Source organism: Micromonospora sp. PRAS1 (assembly GCF_059553435.1).
Map to the genome: position 1 here is coordinate 69290 of NZ_JCANNB010000026.1, position 24513 is coordinate 93802.

Sequence of the window (24513 nt, forward strand, 5' to 3'; positions counted from 1 at the left end):
AAGTCGAAAGCCCGGCCCGACGACGAAATCGCGTCCGACGCGAAGGCGTCCCCGCGCATGGATTCGCGCCCGGATTCGCCGGGACGATCGCACGACCGGGCGAAGTATCTCAACCACGCCTCTCATCGCACACCTCCACATCTCTTCGTACCGTATGACTATTTTTGCCCATATACGCACGTTATGTACCAGTAAGCGCATGGAAAACCACGGCTGTTCTCACAGCACCTCGACGGCGGCCGACACAGGATGAGGCACCTCGACGACGGCCAGCGCATCGTTGGAGACGGACTGGACAACCTGCTTCACGTGACCTGATCCTTATTGGAGATAGCGGTGGAACGAAGGGCGGGCCGGGCGATCGAATGCGGTCGCCCGGCCGCCCGGGGTTGCGCCGGCAGCCAGAGCGTGACCGGCAGCGCCGCGTCGAAGGCGGGCACGACACCCTCGCCCGACGCCCGGCACTCAACGTCGGATGCCGGCCCAGTCGTGGTGCCTGCGGACGGTGGACAGAATGAAGTCGACCACCCGGCGGGAGGTGTCCGGGACCTGGTAGTCAGCCGGGCAGGGCACTCCCGCCGCGGCGACCTGCGCCACGGTCACCTGGATCGCCTCGATCACGCCCTGCGGATCGAGGCCGGTCATGATCATGCCGCCGACGTCCAGCGCCTCCGGCCGCTCGATCGACTCGCGCAGCGTCACCGCCGGGAAGCCGAGGATCGCGGACTCCTCGCTGATCGTGCCGCTGTCCGAGAGCGTGCAGTACGCCTGCGTCTCCAGGTGCACGTAGTCGAGCAGGCCGAACGGCTCGTGGAAGACGATCCCCTCCAGCAGCGACGAGCCCGGCGCGAGCGCCGCCAACCGCTGGCGCGTCCGGGGATGGGTGGAGACGAGAACCGGGTACCCCCACCGTTGCCGGACCGCGACCAGGCAGTCCAGCAGGTGCCCGAGCCGGTCCGGGTGGTCCACGTTCTCCTCGCGGTGCGCGCTGACCAGGAAGTACCGGCCGGGTTCGAGTTCGAGCTGACGCAGGATGGCCGAGGCCGCGATCTCCTCCCGGTAGTGCTCCAGTACCTCGCGCATCGGCGAGCCGGTGTGCAGGATCCGCCTGGGGTGCAGCCCTTCGGCGAGCAGGTTGCGCCGGGCGTGCTCGGTGTAGACGAGGTTGAAGTCGGCGACGTGGTCCACCAGCCGACGGTTGGTCTCCTCCGGCACGTTGGCGTCGAAACAGCGGTTGCCGGCCTCCATGTGATAGACGGGCACCCGCATCCGGCGGGCCATCAGCGCGGCGATGCAACTGTTGGTGTCGCCGAGCACCAGCAGCGCATCGGGCCGCACCTCGTCGAGCGCCTGCTCGGTGCCGACCAGCACCCCGCCGAGGACCCGCCCCAGCGAGGTGGTGTCGACCCGGAGGAACCGGTCCGGTTCCCGCAGTTGCAGTTCCTTGAAGAAGACGTCGGAGAGGGTGGGGTCCCAGTTCTGCCCGGTATGGACCAGCACATGGTCCACCGTGTGATCCAGCCGGTGGATGACCCGGGAGAGCCGGATGATCTCTGGCCTGGTACCGACGACTGTCATTACCCGCGTCATTCTCGTCCTCCCACGATGCCGGCCGGTCTCATCCCACCGCCAGCGGTTCACGTACCGCCGCCACCGGCTCCGGATAGGTGTCCGGCCGGGACGGGTCGAAGATCTCGTTCGTCCAGAAGAGGGTCAGCAACTCCTCGGCGCCGGTGTTGACGATGTTGTGCGCCCACATGGTCGGCATGTCCACGACAACCGGGACCTCCCCGCTGACCGGGAACCGGATCACCTCGTCGTGGCCGACCCGGCGCAGATTGATCTCGGCCGTACCGCGCAGCACGGCGAACCGCTCCACCTTGGCCAGATGGAAGTGTTCCCCCCGGGTCACCCCCGGGTGGCTGGTCGAGCAGAACGTCTGGCCACTGCCGCCACCGTGCGCCTTGACCACCTCCACCAGCTCGCCCCGCTGATCGCGGTGCCGGTTGAGCGGAACGGGGAAGCTCGCCGGGAAGCAGTGCGACCGGTAGCTGTTGAAGAGCCGGACGTGGTGCCGGCCGGGCAGGGCGGGAATCTCGCCCGTCCGATAGGTCACGGCGAAGTCGCCGAGCAACTCGGCAAGCGACCGCACCCCGATCCGCAGCGCCGGCATGGTGGCGTCCCACGAGCCGCCCGGCGGGGCTCCCACCAGAGCGGCGGCGGCATCGGTGACGTGCACCAGATCCAGTTCACGATCCTCCCGGACCTCGGGCTCGCCACCGTCGGCGAGCAGTCGGCAGAAGGTCGCCACCACGGAGTTGTAGAAGGGCTGGCCGTGCTCGCCGTAGAGGTTGGCGAGGTGCAGGTCGATGAGATCGGTACCCAGGTCGGTGGCGCCGGCGAGGGTGGCGGCGGCGACCGATTTCGAGTCGCCGTACGGTGTGCCGTTTCCGGACTGCACCGAGTTGGCGTACGCCAGCGTCGCCGGTGGCACCGAGCACTGCCGCAGCCCCCGCAGCAAGGCCGTCGCCAGTTCCACGTTGCCGGCGGCGACCTCCGCCGGATCGCCGCGATTGACCCCGGCCAGGTGCAGCACCCGGTCCACGCCGACCAGCTTCGCGGCCACCATCTCCGGCTCGGCGAGGTCGGCCCGGGTCAGCAGTACCGGCTCCGGCCAGCCCAGGGCCCGGATCAGCACTCGTACGTGCCAACCGAGGAAGCCACCGGCACCGGTCAGCGCGAGCCTCATGAGGCCAGGGCCAGGTCGCGTGCGGCGAGTTCGGCGCGCACCTCGGGGAGCGTGACAAGCAACTCCTTGACCTGCGGTACGTCCAGCCGGGTGGCGTTGGCCGAGTTGAAGTCCGCACCTTCGGCGTTGCCGAGGTCCCCCTCGGACACGTAGAGGGCGTAGTTCAGGTCACGGTCGTCGACCGGCACCCGGAAGAAGTCACCGAGGTCCTCCGCTCGGACCAGTTCCTCGCGGCTGGCCAGGGTCTCGTGCACCTTCTCGCCATGGCGTACGCCGATCACCTCGATCTTGGCCGGCACGTCGAAGAGTTCGCAGAGCGCGGCGGCCAGGTCCCGGACGGTGCAGGCGCTGGCCTTGCGGATGAAGATGTCACCGGGCCGGGCGTGCAGGAAGGCGTGCTCGACCAGTTGGACCGAGTCGGCGAGCGACATGAGGAACCGGGTCATCGACGGGTCGGTGACCGTCGGCGCTCGTCCGGCCTTGATCTGCTCGATGAAGAGCGGGATGACCGATCCACGGCTGTACATCACGTTGCCGTAGCGGACACTGGAGACCGTGGTCGCGCTGCCCGGGTTGTTGCGGGCGTGCGCCTGGGCCACCTTCTCCATCAACGCCTTGGACATCCCCATCGCGTTCACCGGATAGACGGCCTTGTCGGTGCCGAGCAGGACCATCGAGCGCACCCCGTTGCGTTCGGCGGCCTCGACCACGTTCGCGCTGCCCAGCACGTTGGTCCGGACCGCCTCCAACGGAAAGAACTCGCAGGAGGGGACCTGCTTGAGCGCTGCGGCGTGGAAGATGAAGTCCACGCCGCGGGTCGCCCGCAGCACGGTGTCGTAGTCGCGCACGTCGCCGACGTAGTAGCGCACCCGCTCGTCGCCGAGCGTCCGCCGCATCGCGTCCTGTTTGGCCTCGTCCCGGCTGAGCACCCGGACCTCGCCGACGCCGCGCTCGATCAGCCGGCGAACCATCGTCTGGCCAAATGAACCGGTACCGCCGGTGATCAGCACGCATCGGCCAGTAGGCAGAAAAGTCAAGGTTGATCCTCTCTTCGGAGCGGGTTCCGTTCACGGTGACGGCCGCCGGACGACTACAGAACGGGCGGAGAGCGGCAATCCACCATCGAAGCTCAGATCGTCCGCAGTGCCCTGTAGACGGACATGCTAGAACATATGCCCACTAAGCTCGCCTCGTTCACAAAAAGCCATACATAGGCACATAGACCCTGATACAACCTGATACAGATCGTTAGCGGGCGGCTACGCCAGAGAGGCACCTGGGTTGATGTCAGACGAGGATTTTCCGCGAGTGCTGGTGGTGGGTCACGCGCCCTTCAGTCACGGCACCGGGACGGCCCTGACGCTGTCCAATCTCTTCTCCGGCTGGCCGAAAGCCCGCCTCGGGCAGATCTACACCGCCACCAGGACGCCGACGACGGAGATTTGCGAGAACTACTTCAGCTATCCGCCGGTCGACCACTATCCAGCTCTCCAGTACTACCCCATGCGGCTGTTGGGATGGAACGGCCACTCGCCGATGGGGCAGAGTCGGGCCGTCGCCACGATGGAAAGTGCGGCCGACCGCCGTCCCGTCCTACGCAAGATCTACACGCACCTGCGGACAAGCGCAGACCTCAGTCCGATCAAGCTCACCCCGGCGTTGATGGAGTGGGTCCGCCAATTCCGGCCGGACGTCGTCTATTCCATGCTCGGCAGCGTCCGGCTCACCAGATTCGCGGCTGAGGTCGCCCGCGCCGCTGGCGTGCCCGTCGTACCCCACTTCACCGACGACTGGCCCGCCACCCTCTACGCCAACGGCCAACTCCTCGGCCTCGCCGACCGCGTCGCCCGCCACACCATCGACCGACTCATCCACCACGCCCCACTCGGCATGGTCATCAGCCAACCCATGGCCGACGAATACACCCGCCGCTACCACATCCCCTTCCACGTCTTCGCAAACTGCGTCGACAACACCTACTTCCACACACCCCACCACCCCACCCACCAACCACCCACCATCCAACTCACCTACGTCGGCGCCCTCCACCTCAACCGCTGGGAACCACTACGCGACATCGCCACCGCACTACACACCATCACCACCAACGGCCAACCCGCCCAACTCACCATCCACACCCCCACCGACGACCTCAACCGCTACGGAAAACACCTCACCGACCTACCCCACACCCACCTCGGACCACCCCTGGAAACCCACCAAGTCCCCACCGCACTACAAAACTCCACCATCCTCATCCACGTCGAATCCTCCAACCCCGACATCCGCCGCTACACCCACTACTCCGTCTCCACAAAAATCCCCCAATACCTCGCCGCCGCACGCCCCATCCTCGGCTACGGACCCACAAACCTCGCCTCCATGAACCACATCCGCACCGCAAACGCCGGCCTCACCGCCGACACCCCCACCACCCTCCTCCACCAACTCACCACCCTCTGCCACAACCCCCAACTCCGACACCACCTCGCCCACAACGGCACCACCTACGCCCACCAACACCACACCCAACAAAACGTCGCCACCCGATTCGCCACCACCCTCAAAACCGCAACCCAGAAGCCAGCCCACCCGCCCGCACCCCACTATCCGACCCAGGGGAAGACAGAGGTAACGGCATGAAACGCCGGTCGCAGTGGGTAGCCTGCGTAGGTCCGTTCCTCTTCCCGTGGGGTCAGGCGGGATCGCGACGGGTCCATGGTCTGGTGGCCTCCCTGGCCACCGCCGGTTACCACGTGGTCGTCGCCAGTGGCAGCCCCGAGCCGCGCGTCCTGACTCCGCTGCCGGGGCTGGACGGACCGGGCTCGGTCTCGTACGTCGGCCTCGGCGAGGCACCGCCGCCGGGAGCGGGGCTGATCGCCAGTTCGGTGCAGATGCTGGTGCATTGGGGTAAGCGGACGGTCCACTGGCTGGACGCTCAGCCGACCAGACCGACACACGTGCTGGTGAACGGCGGCCAGGCCCAGTACATGTTCCACCTTCAGCGTTGGTGCCGAGAAAACCGCGTACCACTGATCGTGGATGTCGTCGACTGGTTCAGCGGACGCTCCGTACGCGGCGGCTATTTCGGCCCACTGCACGCAAGCATGAAACTGGCCATGCACTACTACTACCCCCGCTGTGACGGCATAATTGCGATCAGCTCCTATCTGGAGGATCACTACCGCCGCGCCACCGGCAAACCCGTCCTGCGACTCCCACCCACTCTCGACGTCAAGAACCTCGAGGTGGAGTCCAGGCAGAAGGCCGATGACCCGGCCGACCTCGTCCTCGCCTACGCCGGTCACCCGATCCGGAACACCAAGGACCTGCTGGCCACCGTCATCGAGGCGGTACGCCGGGTCGAACACGACGGCACCCGCATCGAGCTGCGCGTCTACGGGCCGGTGCCGGACCAGATACACCGCCTGCTCGATGGTCGACCATTGCCGGCCGGAGTCCGATGCTTCGGCCGCCTGCCGCAACCCGAGGTCGCGGCAGCTCTACAAGCGGCGGACTTCAGCGTGCTCATTCGCCGGCCGGAACGGGCCATGACGGCGGGCTTCTCCACCAAGTTCTGCGAAAGCCTCGCCAACGGCGTACCGGTGATCGCCAACCTCACCGGCGACATGGGCAACTACCTGCACCACAACGTCGAGGGTCTGGTTTGTCGAAACCACACCCTGGATGAGGTCACCGAAGCGATTCATGCGGCAGCACGATTGAGCAGTACCCAACGAAGGTTCATGCGCCAGGCCGCACGGAGTCAAGCTCTCGAATCGTTCGATTACCGAGGCTACGCGGAACCGCTCGGGGCATTCCTGCACCGCTGGCAATAATCAACGTGAATGACCGCCGCGGTGGTCTGGGCGGGCTACCCGCCACGCCGCACAGTGAACGAGTTCCGAAACCGGACGGGAAACATATGCAAGGAATGGCCCCGACCGCACGCCTTCGAGCGAGACGTGGTAATCCTCCTCAGCAGTTGCCATCGCCGTCGCACCGAGCCTCGTGGTCGACCACTGGTTGGCTGGGCGTCGCCGTACTGTGTGTCGTCGCGTTCTTCGCTGGCTGGTCGCCCGAATGGTCCTTGGTCTACGCGGGTCCGGCTGCGATCGTCGCGATCGCGCTGAAGGGAATTCCGCGCTTCGACTCACCGGAGATCTTCGCCATCCTCACCGGCGCCTGGGCGCTCGCCACCCGCTTCTGGACAGTAGACGCCGCATACACCTTGACATCGTCCGTTCAGTACGCGGCGGCCTGCTTGATCTTCCTCGCGGTACGGCATGTCGTCACCACCAGGCGCCAGCTCATCGCGGTCGGCTGCGCCTTTCTCGTGGGCGCGGTCATGACGGCACGCACCGTGATGGAGCAGGCGTCCTCCGCGGTCAATGCGGTCCGGGCCAGCACCTTCGACTACTCGGTTCGCTTCAGTGTCGACAACACCGAAAACATCGAGGCCGTCGACTACAACTACACGGCGTACATTTTTGTCACGGCCACCCTCATCGCGATCACCCTCATCGCGCTCCGTGGCCAGGCACTCGTCCTGCGCCTCTGCCTGCTCGCCTGCCTTCCGTTGCTCGCCTACGGCGTGATACTCAACGGCACCAAGGGAGCAACCATCTCGCTGATCCTCGCAGCGCTCTACCTCCCGTTGAGCCTCATCGCACCACGCCGGATGTATCTCCTGGTCAGCATCGCCACCCCCGCGCTACTCGTGCTGGTGCCCCTGGGCCTCTTCGACACCGATGCGCTGCTCTGGCTCGACAGCGTCTTCGGACGCGAGACGGGCAGCCTCTCCGGACGACTCGACATCTGGCCGGCGGCACTGGCCAGTTGGTTGGCGGCACCGATCATCGGCATCGGCGCGGCCGGCTTCCCGGCACTGCACGAAGTCGGCCCGCACACCCTGTTCCTGACCCTGGGCAACGATCTTGGCCTGATCGGAATACTGCTGTACGCCGCCGTCTTCGCCACGGCCGCCATCATTCCGGCCGCACGATCCACGCCATCGAACCAGCGATTGGCAGGTCTCCTGATGATCACGATGCTGCCGATCTGGCTGACCGGGCACTGGGAGACGGCAAAAGGGGTGTTCCTGCTGCTCGGCCTGCTGTCCGTGATGCAGCGCCCGGAATTTGCCGCCCCTGTTCGACATCGGCGACCCGGCACATGGCCGGCGGCGCGGGTCATGCCAGAAAGGAACACGCGTTGATGCGTTCAGACGAGGATTTTCCGCGAGTGCTGGTGGTGGGTCACGCGCCCTTCAGCCACGGCACCGGGACGGCCCTGACGCTGTCCAATCTCTTCTCCGGCTGGCCGAAAGCCCGCCTCGGGCAGATCTACACCGCCACCGACACACCGGCTACAGACGTGTGCGAGAACTACTTCAGCTATCCGTCGTTCGACCACTATCCAGCCGTCCAGCACTACGCCATGCGGATGCTGGGCTGGAACGGCCACTCGCCGGTGCAGCAGAGTCGGGCCATGGCCACCATGGAGAGCGCGGCCGGACGTCGGCCCGTTCTGAGCAAGTTGTACTCCCAGATCCGGACCACCGCCGGCCTCAGTCCGATCAACATCACCCCGGCGTTGATGGAGTGGGTCCGCCAGTTCCGGCCGGACGTCGTCTATTCCATGCTCGGCAACGTCCGACTCACCAGAATAACGGCTGAGGTCGCCCGCGCCGCTGGCGTGCCCGTCGTACCCCACTTCACCGACGACTGGCCCGCCACCCTCTACGCCAACGGCCAACTCCTCGGCCTCGCCGACCGCGTCGTCCACCACACCATCGACCGACTCATCCACCACGCCCCACTCGGCATGGTCATCAGCCAACCCATGGCCGACGAATACACCCGCCGCTACCACATCCCCTTCCACGTCTTCGCAAACTGCGTCGACAACACCTACTTCCACACACCCCACCACCCCACCCACCAACCACCCACCATCCAACTCACCTACGTCGGCGCCCTCCACCTCAACCGCTGGGAACCACTACGCGACATCGCCACCGCACTACACACCATCACCACCAACGGCCAACCCGCCCAACTCACCATCCACACCCCCACCGACGACCTCAACCGCTACGGAAAACACCTCACCGACCTACCCCACACCCACCTCGGACCACCCCTGGAAACCCACCAAGTCCCCACCGCACTACAAAACTCCACCATCCTCATCCACGTCGAATCCTCCAACCCCGACATCCGCCGCTACACCCACTACTCCGTCTCCACAAAAATCCCCCAATACCTCGCCGCCGCACGCCCCATCCTCGGCTACGGACCCACAAACCTCGCCTCCATGAACCACATCCGCACCGCCAACGCCGGCCTCACCGCCGACACCCCCACCACCCTCCTCCACCAACTCACCACCCTCTGCCACAACCCCCAACTCCGACACCACCTCGCCCACAACGCCACCACCTACGCCCACCAACACCACACCCAACAAAACGTCGCCACCCGATTCGCCACCACCCTCAAAACCGCAACCCAACGCACCCTGAACGGCACGCCATGCTGAGCACTCTGCGCCGGGTCACCCGGTTGCTCGATCCCCCCACCCGCCTCGGACTGGCCATGACCATTCCGGTCGCGCTCGCGATAACCCTGCTCGAGATGGCCGGCTTCGTGGCGCTGGCCGCGGTCGTACAGGTCTTCGCGGCTCCCGCACAGTTGCCGGAGGCGGGACCCGACAGCCTGGTGGGGTTGGCTCGTGACCTGACCCGAGCACAGGAACTCACCGACTTCGTGGCCGTCGTGGGGGGCATCAGCATCGGTCTGCTCGTCGCTCGTGGGATCGCGGCCTCCGCGCTCGCCTGGTGGCAGTCGGGGCTGCTGGCCCGCTCCGAGGCGGCCCTGTCCGCGCGGTTGTTCCGCACGTTCATGGGCACCAGCTACGAGTTCCACCTCGAACACCACTCAGCCGACCTGATGCGTACGGTCATCAATTCATCGCGGCTGTTCACGATGCGCGTGCTGCACGCCGGCACGACGATTGTCATCGACGCATTCCTGATCATCGGACTGGCCGCGACGCTCGTGGTCATCGAACCGGTTCCGGCGCTCGTGTCGATCGTTGCGCTCGGTGGTGCGATGGCGATCTACCTGTTCCTGGTGCGCCGGGCGGCACGACGCATCGGCATCGACGACGAGCGGCTGATGGCACGCAACCAACGCATCTCCCAGGAGGGCCTGCGCGCGGTGAAGATCCTGACAACGCTGGGTCGACGCGACACCGTGGCACGTAGGTTCGAGATGGCACGCAGCGAGCACGCCCAAGCGACCCGCGGCGTCTTCTTCCTCTCCACCGTCTCGCGGTACTACCTGGAAGCCATGGTGCTGATCGTGATGGCGGCGATCAGCGGCGCCGCGATCCTCGGTGGGGAGAACCAGGTGCTGGCCTCCGTCGGTGTCATCCTCATCGGGTCGATGCGGCTCCTGCCGTCGGTGCAGCGCCTCGCCACGATGCTCAACGAAGTGCGGATCGGCATCGGCAGCCTGGACCAGGTGGAGAAGGATCTGGTCGAGGCGAGCAACGACATCGCGCGCTCCGGCGCGGCGCACGAGACCCCGCGACCGGTACGGTTCGCGCGAAGCATCGAGTTCCGTGACCTCTCCTACCGGTATCCGCGGGCGAACACCCCGGCCCTGAGGTCAATCGACCTGACCATCGAGGCCGGCGACTCGGTCGGCATCGTCGGTCCGTCCGGATCAGGTAAGACCACGCTTGTGGATGTTCTGCTGGGACTACTGCAACCCAGCGAGGGCGGGCTCTACGTCGACGGCGTGCGGATCACCCCGGAGCTGGTCCCCGGCTGGCGCGAGCACATCGGCTACGTCCCGCAGGACACCGTGATCATCGACGACACGGTACGCCGGAACGTGGCACTGGGTCTGGACGACGAAGAGATCGACGACGCTGCGGTCGAGCGCGCCATCACGCAGGCACAACTGCTGGACACCGTGTTGGCCATGCCGGGCGGCTTCGACCACATGCTCGGCGAGCACGGCGTACGGCTCTCCGGCGGTCAGCGGCAACGCATCGGCATCGCCCGGGCGCTGTACCGGCAGCCAGACGTGCTCGTCCTGGACGAGGCGACGGCAGCCCTCGACATCGAGGCGGAGCGGCAGATCGTCGAGACCATCGAGAAGCTGTACGGCAAGACCACCGTCTTCGTCATCGCGCACCGGTTGAGCACCGTGCAACGGTGTGGCATCCGGGTGGTGCTCGACCGGGGCCGGATCAGCGAGGCCGAACTCAGCCAGCCGTCGGTCCCGAGCCAATCGGTCTGACCACCGCATGTGCTCGTGCGGATTCGGCAAATGACTGGCCCGCGTAGAGCAGCAGCAGCGTGATCATCCCGATGATGGACTCCATCGTCAGGCCGAGCTGGTTGTTGGCCGGCACATACACGATGAGCACGCAGAGTTGGGCGAAGATCAGCGTTGGTACCAGACGGCGAGCAGCGGTCGCCGCACGCCACGAGGCCGCGAAGAGCCAGCCGAGCAGTCCCATGAAGAACGCCGCGCCCGGGAAGGTGAGGTCCGAGGCGAGCCAGGGGTAGATGGTGGCCCAGTACATGTCGGCCGGCCATCCCTTTTCGGACTCCGTCCGGTAGGGGTAGGGCGGGTGTTCGGTCAGGTCGGCACCGAACGCCTCGACGAAGAGCGCCGCCGCCGGCGCACTACCGAGACCGTAGGACCACACGAACGGCAGTTGCAGGTTGTACGAGAGTCCGAGGTAGCCGTGCGTCGGATAGGCGATCAAGTCGTCGAGTCCCTCGGCCACGGTGCTACCCACCACCTGTTCGACCGAGGAGTTCACCTGCACCAGGCTGTCCGAGCCCCCGAAGTCACCCGCCGCCCGTTCGCCGTGCATGTAGGTCATGTAGACGCTCGCCACAGCGATCGCTCCGACGATCATCATGGCCGCATGCCGCCGTAGCAGGGCTCGCCGCCGGCGTGGTGCCGCGGCCACGGCGACCAGGGCACCTCCGACCAGCATGATCGCCACGTCGGCGAGCCCTTTCATGGTGCCGATGAAGAGATAGAACGCCAGGTGCAGCGCGGTACCGGTCAGGCCGGCAAACCGCAGCCAGATCGAAAGGTCACGCCAGTGCACGACCAGCAGCGGCACGAGTGCCGTGCTGAGCACGCCGAGCGGGAAGAGAAGTAGGTTGAGCCACGGGTTCGTGCTGATGTGCCCCTGCTGGAACACCTCGATCTTGTTCTGGTAGCCCGTCGCGGGATCCTGGACACTCTGCCAGACGCTCTGTATGCCGGTCGCGCCGAACTCGGTAAGTCGCGAAAGGCTCGACACCGTGTAGTAAACCGCGCTGGCGAGAACCACCCGACGCGCGGTCCGGACGCGAGTGGCGATGTGGACCGCAGCAATCGGTGTCGGCCGGCGCTGCCCCATCTTGAGTGCGTAGCCGCCAGCGAACAAGGCCGTCGCCCCGAACACGAAGACGCAGAGCTGGCCGGGGTTGTCGACCTTACGAGACATCTCGGTGAGCCAGAACGCGCCGAAGGTGCCGAGCAACCAGAGCAGAGCCAGCAGTAGCGGAAGCCAGGTCAGGGTCCGGGACCCCGGCGACGCCACAGCCCGCCGGACGTAGACCGGTGGCTCCTTCACTCGGTGGACCTCTCCCCTACTGAACTCTGGACAGCTCTCGCCGAAGAGATCCTCGGAACGGCAAGCAGGTGCAACTATCCTATATGCCCGGTTTATACGGGAACGGGACAACAACACCTCTTGAAGCGATCCCGCACCGCACGGGCAATGAGCAGTAATCTCGCCCTAAGGCCAAATCCGACAGTAAGCCCTTTAGGTTGACATGTTGATATGGATCACTTACGCCAGAGAGGCACCGGGTTGCGGCGGTCAGACGAGGATCTTGGCGAGATAATTTCGACCGGTGCCCGCCGGATGTACGACTGGCCGGGCGCCGCCCTTGTCGCTGGCGGCATCCTCCTGACGGCAGCAACGACCGTGCTCGCCATCGACAACCCCGAAATCGCCATCGGCACAGCGGCGGCGACGATCATTCTGCTCTGTCTCCTCCGCCGGCTCGACGGCTGGCAGCGGCTCCTGGCCATGGCGATGTTCCTTCTGCTGGCCTCCGCGTCCGACCTGCCAGCACTGGCGCAGCTGACCTTCTACCCTCGGTACCTTGCCATCGCTGGCCTGATCTGCTGGGCTCACGTCGCCACGGGCCGTCGGAGCGTACGGCTCGACCGGTACACCCAGCTGTTCGTCATCGCCCTCTACACGGCCGCCGGCCTCGCCACGCTCAGCAGCCTGTGGTCGCTCGACGTCCTGCACACGCTCCAACAGGGCATCGCGCTGATGCTGTTGGCCGCGCTGGTGCACGTTCTGGTCGTAGGCCGGTGGGCCGACAGAGCCGTAATGCTCCGGGACCTGGCAGTGGTGTACGTGATGCTCAGCGCGTCCCTCGTGCTGAGTCTCGGCTACGGTCTCGTCAACTCCGGCAACACGAACCCCTACGACCAACGTTTCCAAGGTCTCTACGGCAACGCCAACATGCTCGGCCTCATCTGTTCGTTGACGATCCCACTGGGGTGGGCGGTCTACCGGCACTCCCGCAATCGGCTACACCTGCTGGGCCTCGTGCCGGCGGTCATCGCCCTCGTGCTCTCCCAGTCCCGCACCGCCCTTGTCGCGGTGCTGGTCGGCGCGCTCTGGATCGTGCTACGTCACGGGGGCAGGACGCTGGCACGCGTGGTCACGGTGGCGGCCGCCGCGTTCGCAGTAGGCCAGCTGTTCAACGCGGTCTCCCTGGTCATCAATGCAGCCTGGGTCCAAGACTTCGCCCGACGCTTCAGCGAGCCGGGCAGTGGCGATGTCTCAAACGGTCGTCTGGAAACGTGGCAGGCCACGATCCACCTGTGGCAGACCCGTCCGGCCTTCGGATACGGGTACGCCGCCGGGCCGCAACTGTTCGAGCAGAACCTCCAGGCCGGGTTCTTCAACATCAGAGTCGGCATGGTGCACAACAGCTATCTCCAGTGGCTGCTGGAAACAGGGATAGCTGGTCTCGTCCCTCTCGTCCTGCTGGTGTTCGCCGCGTTGCGGGCACTGTGGTACGCCCCGATGGAGGGAGCCAACCCAGGATTCCTCTGGCTCATCGCCGCATGCCTGGTGATCCAGTTGAGCGAGTCGGCAATGTTCGCCACGGGTCTGATCTTCCCGTACCTTTTCTGGCCGATCGTCGCGGCGGTGCTCACGACCATCCGCGCCCCCGATGGAGAAGCGCCCGCTACGCCAGCCACGGCCGGCGCGGCCGGACCGCACTCAGCCCCGTCCTCCTGGTCTTAGGGCCCACCACGCCGCCACCGGCGCGGGTGGGCGTACCGTCTGGTCCGTGGTCGGCGACGACGGTGCGGACTGGCAGGCGGCGCGACAGCGCGCGGTGCGGGCGCACGCGGCTGCCGACGAGCAGCGGCGGCTGGCCGAACAGACCGAGGCGGCAGCGCTGGTCAGCGCCTTCGTCACCGAGGCGCGCCGGCGAGGGCTGGCCACCACCCGACTCGTCGCCCGCTCCTACGACGGGCGGGCCCGTTACCGGACTGGTCTGCGCGGTTGGTACATCGATCGGGCGCGGAGCCGGGCGGTTGACGCGTCGGGCCGATTCCACCTGCTCGTCGTGCCGCGCACGCTGCGCGCCCGGCTACTCGGCGCCGACCCCCAGCCCAGCCCCGCGCCCCTGATCGTGGGCGCGGGTGGCCGGGACGGTGACTCCATTCCCCTGCGCACCCTGCTGCAACAACGCCTCGACGCCGGCGACAGCGCCCGCTGATCCCGGGACCGCCACAGCTCCGCCCTGAGCCGAGACCGGCAATGGCCCCGGCGGATGGCGGCACGCCGAGGCCCAGTGACCTTGACGGCCCTCTGCGGGTTGTTACTCAAGGGTGAGCCCTACTGTCGCCATTTCGCCCCATCGAGGTGAATGAGCCTGATACAACATTTTGAGCGGTTTGCGACGTTTTGAGTTTGATGGAGGTCAGGCAGGTGCCCGTATCCTCGATGGCTGCGCCCATCCACCCGCCCCGCCCCACCCGCCCGGACGATCCGGTCAAGCGGATCTTCGACGTACTCCTCGGGTCCTTGCTGCTGCTGCTCACCGCACCGCTGATGGCGGTGGTGGCGGTGGCGGTCCGGGTGGCGCTGGGTCGACCGGTGCTGTTCCGACAGTGCCGCATCGGCCTGGACGAGCGCCCGTTCGAGTTGGTCAAGTTCCGCACCATGCGCGAGCCGCGCGGCGGTCTGGTCAGCGACGGTGACCGCCTCACCCCCTTCGGCAGGTGGCTGCGCTCCACCAGCCTGGACGAGCTGCCCACGCTCTGGAACGTGCTACGCGGCGAGATGAGTCTCGTCGGGCCGCGACCGCTGCTGCCGCAGTACCTCGACCGGTACTCCCCGGAGCAGGCCCGGCGGCACGACGTCCGGCCGGGCGTCACCGGCCTGGCACAGGTACGCGGACGCAACCGCCTCACCTGGGACGACCGGCTCGCGCTCGACGTCGAGTACGTGGACCGCCAGACCTTCCGCCTCGACCTGTCGATCCTGGTGGCCACCATCGGCGCGACGCTGCTTCGCAAGGGCATCACCGCCGAGGGTCACCCGACCGCGCCGGAGTTTCTCGGGAGTCAGCGATGAGCGACACCATCTACCTGTCCATGCCGGACCTCGGGCCGCTGGAGGAGTCATACCTCATCACGGCGCTGCGCTCCGGCAGCATTCTGCCGTTCGGGCCGGATATCGACGCCTTCGAGCAGGAGATCGCGGCCAGGGTGGGCACCCGCGGCGCGGTGGCGGTCAGCTCGGGCACCGCCGCGCTGCATCTGGCCCTGCTCGGGCTGGGCGTCGGTCCGGGACAGGTGGTGCTGGTGCCGACCGTGACCTTCGTGGCCACCGCCAACGCGGTCCGCTACACCGGCGCGCGGCCAATCTTCGTCGACTGCGACCCGCAGACGGGCAACATCGATGTCGGACTGGTCGCCGAGTTGCTGAACCGACTGCGTGCGCGCGGTGAGCGGATCGGTGCGGTGATCCCGGTCGACCTCTTCGGCAGTTGCGCCGACTACACGGCGTTGTTGCCGATCTGCGCCGCCGCCGACGTGCCGATCGTCGAGGATGCCGCCGAGGCGCTCGGCGCCCGGCACTGCGGTCGCGCCGCAGGGTCCTTCGGACGGGTCGGCGCCTTCTCGTTCAACTGGAACAAGGTCATGACCACTTCGGTCGGCGGGATGCTCGTCGGCGACGACATGGCCCTGCTCGCCCGGGCCCGGCACCTGTCCGCTCAGGCCCGTGAGCCGGTGGCCCACTACGAGCACCGGGAGACCGGCTACAACTACCGGTCGTGCAACCTGCTCGCCGCGCTGGGTCGCGCGCAGCTGGTCCGGCTGGACGGGATGATCGACCGCCGACGGCAGGTGCGCGACCGGTACGCGAAGCTGTTCGCCCCGGTGGCCGGGGTGAGCCTGGTGGGTGCCGGGGACGCCGACTCGAACTGCTGGCTCACCGTCATCCGGGTCGACCGGCGACAGGCAGGCTGGACGGCGGCCGAACTCGGTGCCCACCTGGCCACGCGGGACATCGAGACGCGGCCGATGTGGAAACCGATGCACCTGCAACCGGCGTACGCCGACGCCGAGAGCCTGCTCACCGGGGCGGCCGAAGGGCTCTTCGCCGACGGTCTGACGCTGCCCAGCGGCAGTTCCCTGAGCGAGCGCCAGATCACCGCCGTGCTCTCGGCGATCGACGAGTTCCTGGCTGTCCGCTCCCGGGGTTGACGGTCCGGCGGTACATCGTGAGGTGCTCGGCCACCGCGGCGTCCAGGGAGAACACACTTCGTTCGAACCGGGCGACCGCTTCGGCCCGGTCGTTGGCGGTCGGGCCGCCGAGTGCGGCACGGACTGCCGTCGCCCACTCCTGCCCGGTCGCCTCTTTGTCGATGAGCGTGACGCCGGGCAGCCGGTCGGCGATGAACCGCACCCCGGGCAGGTCCGTCGAGACCACCGGCGTACCGACGGCCACCGCCTCCAGTACGGAGCCGGGCAGGCCCTCCAGGGTCGACGGGGTGAGCGCGACGTCCGCCTGACGCAGTAGCCCACCGACGTCGTCACGCGGGCCGAGCAGGTGGACCCGCTGGCTCACCCCACACGAGTCCGCCTCGGCCCGGACGCGGGCGTCGTCGCCCGGCTCCTGTGGCCCCACCAGTACGGCGTGCGCGTCGACGCCGGCGTCGTGCAGGGCGGCGATCACCGCCGGTAGGAAACTCCGCCTCTTCTCCGGGGAGGCCCGCCCCACGGTGAGGCAGACGACCGCGCCGGGCCCGGCACCGATCGCCGCGCGCAGGTCGAGATCGGACGGGCTGAGCAGGCGATCGAGGTCGAGCCCGTTGAGGACCACCCGACACCGCGGATCGCCCGACCAGGACGGGGAATACCCACAGGTCAGCGCGCTCGGTGAAACTCCCAGCACATCCGTCGCCGATCTGTCGAGCAGTCGACGGAAGATCGCCCGCTGCACCTGTCGGCGGCGCGAGCGTCGCCCGTTGTCGTCGCCCCGGAAGTGGGCCACCCTGGTCGGCACGCCAGCGAGGGCCGCGAGGGTGAGCGGCACCCCGGAGAAGTTGTTGAGGTCGGCGTGCACGGCGTGCGGGCGTAGTCGCCGGAGCAGCCGCAGGAAGCGATCGGGGAACCGCCGGTCCAGGGGAATCGGGTACACCGTGCCGCCGTGGCGGCGGACCGCGGCGGCGAGCGGGCCGGGACCGATCTGCGTGCTGAGGGTGACGAGGTCGACCACGATGCCGGCGGCCGCCAGCCGGGGCAGCAGGTCGGCGGTACGCAACTCGGTGCCACCGAAGTTCAGCAGGCCGGTGACCCGCACCACGCGGATCGCGGATCGGTGCCCTCGGGTGGCCGTGGTGACGTGCGGCTGCTGGTGGGGATCGGACATTGTTCCTCCTCGTTCGGTCACCGGGCCGGCCCCGACGGCGCGCTCGCTGCGGCTTCCCCGGCAGCGGCCGGGGCCAGCCCGAGCAGTCGGCTGAAGTAGGCGCCGCGTTCGAACGCGTCTGGCTCGGGAACCACGTGCCGCCCCAGCCCGTCGAGCGCGTCGGCGAGGCTGTCGATGTCGGCGAGGCGGTACGGCACGAGGGCGCCGCCCGCGACCTCACGGCTCTGGTCCGTCTCCGGCGCCAGCACCGGCAACCCGTACACCCGGGCCTCCGCCAGCGCGTATCCGAAGGACTCCAACACGCACGGGAAGAAGACGGCCGTCGCCCGTCGCCAGTGCTCGGCGAGTTCGTGGTGCGGCAACCGGCCCAACAGGTCGAGCCGCGGCTGGCCCACCAGGTCAGCGGGCAGTTCGTGGGCGTACGCGGTAATTCGCACCCGCAGCGGTAACGCGCGCCGGTCGAGCGCGGCGAGCAGCACCCGCAACTCGCGCAGCACGTTCTTGTAGTGCGACGGCACGACCGGGACCAGAATCGACGCCTCCTCGGTCGGGATGCGCGGACCGACCGGAGTGACGGGATTGCCGAGAACCAGCAGCCTGTCGCGTACCGCCGGCACCTGGGCGGCGACCCGCTCCGCCATCGCCGAGCAGGGTACGACGATCATGTCGGCCTGCGGCAGCATCCGCCGGACCACGGGAATCGTCGCCCGGAACCGGGGCCGCAGGCGCAGCGTCCGCTGCTCGTCGGGGGCCAGGAAGTGCAGGGCGTTGTGCACCAGCACCCGACGCTCGGCCCCACGCCAGGCGAACGCGACGTTGTTGAGCGCGACCGTCACCGGTGCCGGACCGGCGTGTGCGTCGCGGAGCAGCAGCCAGGTCGGAGTCAGGTGTCGCCCCTGCCCGATCACGCGTACCGGCAGCCGACGCTCGGCCAGGAAGGCGTCGAGTTCGACCTTCAACCGTCCCGCACCGCCATGCAGACAGCCGGCGGCATCGATAGCGATCTGCGTTCCGTTCATCTCTGAGCTCCCAGGGGCTATCGAGTCAGGGCGGTCCCGTCGCCGACCGGTTGCGCCGGTCGGGGGTCGTCGGACCCGCGTTCGGCGGGCTGCGGATCCGGGCGGGAGCGGTTCAGCGCACTTCGATAGCCCACGACTGCCGCCGGCAGCACGGTGACCACGTAGGCGACACAACTCGTGGCGGGCAGCGCGACCAGTCCGAAGGTGCGCAGCCCCCAGAACTTGAGTGCGACCGCGAGCAGCAGGAAGGCGGCCCAGCCCAGGAACTGGGGTCCGAGCAGCCCGATGCTGTTCTGCACCAGGATCATCGGCAGGGTGACGGTCGTCAGGAAGACCCAGAGCGCGAGCCAGGCGAGCACGGCGACCGGCACCACCGAGGTGTCCAGCTCGCCGACCCAGAGCGCGAGCAGCCGGTGGCCGAAGGCGGTGACGCCCACTCCGAGCACCCCCACGGTCGCCCCGCTCAGCAGCATCAGCCGGCGGGTGGTTCGGCGGGTCCACTCCACCTGGCCCGCTGCCAGCGCCGCGCCGTACGCCGGCCAGACGGTCAGCCCGACCAGGCCGACGAAAACCGTGATGACGCCGAAGAGCTTGCCGACGACGGCGTAGTGCGCGACGACGGCCGGCCCGAGGAGGTACGCGCCGATGGGGTTGTCCAGGTTGCGGGCGATCGTCGCGAGCGACGTCACCGCGAAGAACCGCAGGCCGAGCCGGAGCAGCCCGGTCGCCGTGCTCCGGTGCACCATTTTCAGCCCCGGTCGCACCGCCGGTTCCTGGAAACCGAAGTAGACCAGGGTGTTGACCAGGTTCGTCAGCGGCACCGCCAGGACCGCGCAGGCGATCACCGTCAACGGGGCCTGGCCGGTGCCGGTGGCCACGAGGACGGCCACCATGGAGAGCGCGGCTCCGGCCGCCTGCCAGCTGTTGGTCTGGGTGGCCTGGCCACTGGCGTACTGGACCCGGTGGATCAGCGAGAGCGGGACGTTTACCGCGAAGGCGCCGAAGCAGAGCAGGGCCAGCAGCGACGCTTCCCCGGCGACCGCCGGATCGGTGACGCCGAACAGGCCGGCCCAGGGCACCGTGGAGTTGACCATGAAGAGCACGACAAGCATCGCCACCGCGAGGCTGCCAAGCGTCGCGTACGCGCCGGAGATCTCCCGGGCCCGCTGTCGCGCGTCCGCGCCAAGTTGACTGAGCCGGGTGAGCAACCCGTTGCCCAGGCCCAGATCGGCGAACCAAGCCATGCCGGTGAGCGACGTGATGGCCATCCACAGGCCGTACCGCTGGTCGCCCAGATATCCGAAGCAGACCGGAGTGATCACCAACGAAGTCGCGAGGCCCGCGCCCTTGGTGAGTACGGCGGTCGCGATGTCCACCCTGAGCGCCCGCCTTCGCGGCCCGGCATGGTTCGCGGCCCGGATCACCGGGCCCGCTCGACGTCGAGCCGGCTGGCCATCCACTCCACGGTTGCCCGCAGCCCGTCGCGGCGGTCCACCGGCAGCACGCCTGGGAACAGGGCACGCAGCAGCGTGTCGTCCGCCAGCGAGTGCGGGACATCGCCGGTCCGGGACGGACCGAACTCGCGCTCGATCGGCCGACCGAGCACCTCGGCCAGTTCGTCGAGCACGTGCAGCAGACTCGCGCGGGCACCGAAGGCGAGATTTACCGGATGCGGGTGGTGCACCCGCCGGTGGAGCGCGTCGAGGATCACCGCACAGACCGTTCCCACGTAGGTGAAGTCGCGGGACTGGGTGCCGTCGCCGTGCACAAGCACGGACCGCCGGTGCAGCGCCGCGTGCACGAACCGGGGGATGACGGCGGCGTACGCGTGGTCGTGGCGCTGCCCGGGGCCGAACACGTTGAAGAACCGGAGGGCCAGCGTCGGCAGGCCGAACGACGCCTGGTGGGCCAGGGCGTACGCCTCGGCGGCGAGTTTGCTTGCAGCGTAGGGGCTCATCGGCCGGGTCCAGGTGAGTTCGGGCTTCGGCAGCGCGGGGTTGGCGCCGTAGACCGAGGAGGAGGAGGCGACCAGGACGTGACCGACGTCGTGCCGGCGGGCCGCCTCGAGCACCATGAGGGTTCCGGTGGCGTTCGCGTGATGCGAGGCGACCGGGTCGTCAAGCGAACGCGGCACGCTCGGCAGCGCCGCCAGATGCACGACCGCGTCCCGCCCGGCCATAGCCCGGTCCAGGGCGCGCGGATCCAGGATCGAGCCCTCGACGAGGTCGACGTCGAGTCCGTGGAGATTGCCGCGCAGCCCGACGGAGAGATCGTCGAGGACGGCCACCTCCTTGACCGCGGCGTCGCCCAGCGCCGACCGGGCCAGGTTGCTGCCGATGAATCCGGCGCCGCCGGTGATGAGGATGCGCATCGAGACAAGGCCTCCGGCTGGGTGGATCGACCCCCTGTTCACCGAGTGAGGGCGTTCCCTCGTTACGGGATGAATCGTCAATTTAGGCCGAAGGAGGCATCGGCCCATCCGCCAGAATGTCGAGCATTATCGACGTATTGACATGCCTCTGGCTCGCCGGGAAGCTCACGCCTACCGGTTCCTTCACCACGAGGAGACGCTATGAGGCGCACACCGCTGGCCATCGCCGGCGTGGTCACTCTGGTCGGCACGCTGGCGCTTACCGCACCGGCGAGCGCGCGGCCACCCGCCGACCCGGTCGGCCGGGACGGCCTGGAGGTGTACGTCGGCACGGTCGACCCGGCCCAGTTGGAGCAGCTACGCGCGGCCGGGGTCGACCTCGGGCACGACACGACCAGCGACAAGGACGGCAACACCCGGGTCGAGACCGTGCTGAGCGAGCGGCAGGCGGCCCGGCTGGCGAGCCAGGGCGTACGGCTGAAGGTCAAGCAGGTACGCGGCCGGGACGCCTCGCAGGTGCTGCAGGAACAGGCCGCGACGGGCTGGACGGGGTTCCGCTCGTACAGCGCCCCCGGCGGCATCCGCGACGAGCTCACCGCGACCGCGGCGCGCTACCCGAGGCTGGCCAAGGTGCAGCCCATCGGCCGGTCGGCACAGGGCAAGCCGATCCTCGCCGTCAAGGTCACCAAGAACGCGCGGACCACGAAGGACGGTAAGCGACCGGCGGTGCTCTACGCCGGTGCCCAGCACGCCCGAGAGTGGATCACACCGGAGATGACCCGCCGGCTGATGCACCACGTCCTGACCGGTTACGGCTCGGACCGGGAGATCACCCGGCTGCTGGACAGCACCGAGCTGTGGTTCGTCCCGGTGCTCAACCCGGACGGCTACGACCACACCTTCACCCCGGGCAACCGGCTGTGGCGCAAGAACCTGCGCGACAACGACGGCGACGGGCAGCTCACCAGCGCGGACGGGGTCGACCTGAACCGCAACTTCAGCTACCGGTGGGGCTACGACAACGAGGGCTCCTCCCCCGACCCGAACAGCGAGACCTACCGCGGCCCCGGTCCCAACTCGGAGCCGGAGACCAAGGCGCTCGACGCGTTCCTGAAACGGCTCAAGTTCGAGTTCTTCGTGAACTACCACTCCGCCGCCGAACTGCTGCTCTACGGCGTCGGCTGGCAGGTGTCCACGCCGACCCCGGACGACGTGATCTACGAGGCAATGGCCGGCGACGATGCCAACCCGGCGATCCCCGGTTACGACCCGGACCTCTCCGCCGAGCTGTACACCACGAACGGCGACACCGACAGCCACGCCACCGTGCGGTACGGCACGCTGGGGTTCACCCCGGAGATGTCCACCTGCCAGGCGGCGTCCGCCGTCGACCCGGACGACAAGTGGCGGCCGGAGGACTGCGCAAGCGTCTTCACCTTCCCCGACGACGAGAAGCTGATCGCCGCCGAGGTGGCCAAGAACCTCCCCTTCGCGCTCTCGGTGGCGAAGTCGGCACAGCGGCCGGACGAGCCGGTCTCGGTGCTCGGCCACCGCACCCCGGACTTCGTGGTCGACTCCTTCGACGTGTCGTACGGCCGGGACCAGGAGGTCGCCGCGATCAGCCGGCGGTCGTTGAAGAACGTGCGACTGAACTACACGATCAACGGCAGGTCGGCGAAGTCCAGCACGGTCCGCGAGTGGCGTGGCGGCGAGCGCTACGGCGACACCCACAACGACTACTACGCCGAGCTGCGCGGCAAGGTGACCGGCGCCCGACCGGGTGACCGGGTGCAGGTCTGGTTCACCGGCGACAAACCCGGCCGGGGCAAGGTGACAAGCGAACGCTTCACCTACCGGGTGCACCACGACATCGGTGGGGACGTGCTGATCCTGGCGGTGGAGGACGTCACCGGCCTGAGTCCGGCCCAGGAGGGCGGCACCGCGAAGTACGCCGCCGACATCGCCGCCGCGCTGCGGGCCGCCGGGCGCAGCAGCGACGTGTACGACTTCGACGCGATGGGCCGCGCCGCCCCGCACCACCTGGGCGTGCTGTCGCACTACCGGACGGTGGTCTGGGAGACCGGCGACGACGTCATCCTGCGCTCACCCGGCCAGGTGCCCGGCACCGCGGCCAAGGCGGCGCTGGACACCGAACTCGCCGTCCGGGACTACCTCAACGAGGGCGGCAAGCTGCTGGTGAGCGGCAAGTACGCGCTCTACGCCCAGGCCGCCAACGGTTCGTACGCCTACCGACCGGACGCGCCACCGGAGTGCACCGACGCCGGGGACCTGACCTGCCTGCCGCTGCTCAACGACTTCCAGCAGTACTGGCTCGGGGCGTACAACTACGTAAGCGACGGCGGCACCTCGCCGGAGGGTGACCCGTACCCGGTCCGTGGCGACGCGGGGGCCTTCGCCGGCTTCGCCGCGACGCTCAACGCCCCGGGTTCGGCCGGCAACCAGGACCACACCGCCTCGTTCCTGACCACCTCGGGTTTCCTGCCGGTCGAGCAGTTCCCGCAGTTCGCCAGCTCCGCCCCGGCGGGTTGGGTCCGGCCGGGCGGGGCGCCGTACGATCCGCGCACCGGCGGGTGGTACCTGTTCAGCGGGCAGTCCGACGAGTCGTACAAGCGGCTGACCCGGACCGTGGACCTGACCGGGGCCAGCAGCGGTGAGCTGCGCTTCTTCACCTCCTTCGACATCGAGCCGAACTGGGACTTCATGATCGTCGAGGCGCGTGAGGTGGGCACCGACGACTGGACCACGCTGCCGGACGTCGGCGGGCTGACCGCGCCGGAGGTCGGGCAGAGCTGCGGCTCCGGTTGGGTGGCGCAGATCCATCCGTTCCTCGCCCACTACCAGGGCACGGACTGCTCGCCGACCGGCACCACAGGCGAGTGGCACGGCGCCACCGGCACCTCCAACGGCTGGCAGGAGTTCGTCGCCGACCTGTCGGCGTACGCCGGCAAGCGGGTGGAGGTCTCGATCAGCTACGTGACGGACTGGGCCACCCAGAACCTCGGGGTGTTCCTGGACGACACCCGGGTGGTCGTTGACGGGGTGACCGTCGCGGAGACCTCCTTCGAGGCGGACCTGGGCGGCTGGACGGTGGCCGGTCCGCCGGCCGGCTCCAACCCGGCGGCCAACGACTGGTCACGTAGCCAGCAGGCGTTCGAGGAGGGCGCGGTCGTGGTCACCCGGGACACCGTCTACCTGGGCTTCGGCCTGGAGGGCCTAACCCCCACCACCCGAAACCACCTGGTCGCCCGCTCCCTCTCCCACCTAACCCCCCACAGCTAACACCCACCCCCACCCCCCACCCCACCCGCCTCCCGAGTTGATCATGAGGTTGACGGCAGTAGTTGATC

Annotated in this window: 18 protein-coding genes; 10 read left to right on the forward strand and 8 right to left on the reverse strand. The window is 68.2% G+C overall.

What is annotated here, in order from left to right; all coding sequences use genetic code 11:
* Positions 1–465: 465 nt before the first annotated feature.
* Genes wecB through AC507J_RS22585 form a run of 3 tightly spaced genes read right to left on the reverse strand, consistent with a single transcriptional unit; the run spans position 466 to position 3759 of the window.
* Positions 466–1578 (reverse strand): non-hydrolyzing UDP-N-acetylglucosamine 2-epimerase, encoded by a 1113-nt coding sequence (gene wecB / locus AC507J_RS22575; protein ID WP_496291168.1) that lies wholly within the window; start codon positions 1576–1578, stop codon positions 466–468.
* A gap of 40 nt (positions 1579–1618) precedes the next feature.
* Positions 1619–2749 (reverse strand): polysaccharide biosynthesis C-terminal domain-containing protein, encoded by a 1131-nt coding sequence (locus AC507J_RS22580; protein WP_496291169.1) that lies wholly within the window; start codon positions 2747–2749, stop codon positions 1619–1621.
* On the reverse strand, positions 2746–3759 hold the full coding sequence (locus tag AC507J_RS22585; protein ID WP_496291188.1) for a polysaccharide biosynthesis protein: 1014 nt from the start codon (positions 3757–3759) through the stop codon (positions 2746–2748). The genes AC507J_RS22580 and AC507J_RS22585 overlap by 4 nt, the downstream gene beginning before the upstream one ends.
* A 274-nt stretch (positions 3760–4033) precedes the next feature.
* On the opposite strand from AC507J_RS22585, the gene AC507J_RS22590 reads away from it, so the two are divergent.
* From AC507J_RS22590 to AC507J_RS22610, 5 genes are all read left to right on the forward strand, one after another.
* Entirely contained in the window at positions 4034–5392 is a 1359-nt protein-coding gene (locus tag AC507J_RS22590; protein ID WP_496291170.1) for a glycosyltransferase, read from the forward strand.
* 83 nt (positions 5393–5475) lie between these two features.
* A complete protein-coding gene (locus tag AC507J_RS22595) occupies positions 5476–6588 on the forward strand; it encodes a glycosyltransferase (protein ID WP_496291171.1) in 1113 nt (370 codons plus the stop codon).
* A gap of 251 nt (positions 6589–6839) precedes the next feature.
* Positions 6840–7967 carry an O-antigen ligase family protein gene (locus AC507J_RS22600; RefSeq protein WP_496291172.1) on the forward strand — a complete coding sequence of 376 codons (1128 nt, stop codon included), beginning with the start codon at positions 6840–6842 and terminating at the stop codon, positions 7965–7967.
* Positions 7967–9292, forward strand: a complete 1326-nt coding sequence (locus AC507J_RS22605; protein WP_496291173.1) for a glycosyltransferase family protein — start codon at positions 7967–7969, stop codon at positions 9290–9292. The genes AC507J_RS22600 and AC507J_RS22605 overlap by 1 nt, the downstream gene beginning before the upstream one ends.
* On the forward strand, positions 9286–11064 hold the full coding sequence (locus AC507J_RS22610; protein WP_496291174.1) for an ABC transporter ATP-binding protein: 1779 nt from the start codon (positions 9286–9288) through the stop codon (positions 11062–11064). Before AC507J_RS22605 ends, AC507J_RS22610 begins: the two co-directional genes overlap by 7 nt.
* Here AC507J_RS22610 and AC507J_RS22615 read toward each other — a convergent pair.
* On the reverse strand, positions 11030–12406 hold the full coding sequence (locus tag AC507J_RS22615) for a hypothetical protein (RefSeq protein ID WP_496291175.1): 1377 nt from the start codon (positions 12404–12406) through the stop codon (positions 11030–11032). The genes AC507J_RS22610 and AC507J_RS22615 overlap by 35 nt on opposite strands.
* A gap of 294 nt (positions 12407–12700) precedes the next feature.
* Here AC507J_RS22615 and AC507J_RS22620 point away from each other — a divergent pair, with 294 nt between their 5' ends.
* The 4 genes from AC507J_RS22620 to AC507J_RS22635 all read left to right on the forward strand — a co-directional run bounded on the left by AC507J_RS22620 (position 12701) and on the right by AC507J_RS22635 (position 16587).
* Positions 12701–14110, forward strand: a complete 1410-nt coding sequence (locus AC507J_RS22620; RefSeq protein WP_496291176.1) for an O-antigen ligase family protein — start codon at positions 12701–12703, stop codon at positions 14108–14110.
* A 46-nt stretch (positions 14111–14156) separates the two neighbouring features.
* On the forward strand, positions 14157–14591 hold the full coding sequence (locus AC507J_RS22625; RefSeq protein WP_496291177.1) for a hypothetical protein: 435 nt from the start codon (positions 14157–14159) through the stop codon (positions 14589–14591).
* 227 nt (positions 14592–14818) lie between these two features.
* Positions 14819–15451, forward strand: a complete 633-nt coding sequence (locus AC507J_RS22630; RefSeq protein WP_496291178.1) for a sugar transferase — start codon at positions 14819–14821, stop codon at positions 15449–15451.
* Positions 15448–16587 (forward strand): DegT/DnrJ/EryC1/StrS family aminotransferase, encoded by a 1140-nt coding sequence (locus AC507J_RS22635; RefSeq protein WP_496291179.1) that lies wholly within the window; start codon positions 15448–15450, stop codon positions 16585–16587. The genes AC507J_RS22630 and AC507J_RS22635 overlap by 4 nt, the downstream gene beginning before the upstream one ends.
* Here AC507J_RS22635 and AC507J_RS22640 read toward each other — a convergent pair.
* From AC507J_RS22640 to AC507J_RS22655, 4 genes are read right to left on the reverse strand one after another with little or no spacing between them, the layout of a single operon-like run.
* Positions 16532–17755, reverse strand: a complete 1224-nt coding sequence (locus tag AC507J_RS22640) for a glycosyltransferase family 4 protein (RefSeq protein ID WP_496291180.1) — start codon at positions 17753–17755, stop codon at positions 16532–16534. The genes AC507J_RS22635 and AC507J_RS22640 overlap by 56 nt on opposite strands.
* A 17-nt stretch (positions 17756–17772) precedes the next feature.
* On the reverse strand, positions 17773–18774 hold the full coding sequence (locus tag AC507J_RS22645) for a glycosyltransferase (protein ID WP_496291181.1): 1002 nt from the start codon (positions 18772–18774) through the stop codon (positions 17773–17775).
* 17 nt (positions 18775–18791) lie between these two features.
* Positions 18792–20150: a lipopolysaccharide biosynthesis protein gene (locus AC507J_RS22650; protein WP_496291182.1), complete on the reverse strand. Its 1359-nt coding sequence runs from the start codon at positions 20148–20150 to the stop codon at positions 18792–18794.
* Positions 20151–20194: 44 nt separating this feature from the next.
* A complete protein-coding gene (locus tag AC507J_RS22655; protein WP_496291183.1) occupies positions 20195–21145 on the reverse strand; it encodes an NAD-dependent epimerase/dehydratase family protein in 951 nt (316 codons plus the stop codon).
* A 201-nt stretch (positions 21146–21346) separates the two neighbouring features.
* Between AC507J_RS22655 and AC507J_RS22660 the strand changes: the two genes are divergently transcribed.
* Entirely contained in the window at positions 21347–24445 is a 3099-nt protein-coding gene (locus AC507J_RS22660) for a M14 family metallopeptidase (RefSeq protein ID WP_496291184.1), read from the forward strand.
* Positions 24446–24513 lie beyond the last annotated feature (68 nt).